General features: G+C 45.1%; 1 protein-coding gene. It reads left to right on the forward strand.

Going from position 1 to position 650, the window contains the following annotated elements:
- Positions 1-650: carbohydrate kinase (locus tag BGP77_RS02815; RefSeq protein ID WP_108163230.1), on the forward strand; the 650-nt coding region annotated here is incomplete at both ends.

Here is a 650-nt window from a genome sequence, read left to right on the forward strand (position 1 = left end):
CCGGTCAGGTCGGCAATGATCACTTCGGACAATTCATTAAACAGGCACTCGAAGACTACAACGTCGACACGTCAAATATGTCATTACATGACACTGCAAAAACGGCGTTGGCTTTTGTCTTTTTAGATGCGGATGGCGAACGTAGTTTCGAATTTTTCCGTCATCAAACCGCCGATATGTTGCTCACTCCTATTGATGTCAAAGACAAGTGGTTCATGGGCGCTTCACTATTCCATTTCTGTTCGAACACACTGACAGAAGCGACAATTGCTGAAACAACACAAACAGCCATTGAAAAAGCACAGAAGCAGGGCTGCGTTGTCAGTTTCGATGTCAATCTGAGACACAACCTGTGGCCAAACGGTCAGGCCGATGTTGAACGGGTAAAAGCCTGTTTCAATCACGTCGATATTTTAAAAGTGTCGAAAGAAGAACTCGATTATCTGGAGCCGGAAGGTGAAGTTGCTTTTGTTAAAGCGGCTATTGCCCAGGGTGTTAAAACCATTTTAATCACAGATGGTGGCAATCCGATAAAGGTATTAGCAAGTGGTATCTATTCAGAAATTACGCCACCAAAAACAACGGTGGTTGATACGACTGCTGCCGGTGACGCATTTACCGGTGGCTTTCTCTTTGCGTTGGCTGAACAG

The sequence above is a fragment of the Saccharospirillum sp. MSK14-1 genome (genome assembly GCF_003054965.1).
Taxonomy (GTDB): Bacteria; Pseudomonadota; Gammaproteobacteria; order Pseudomonadales; family Natronospirillaceae; genus Saccharospirillum.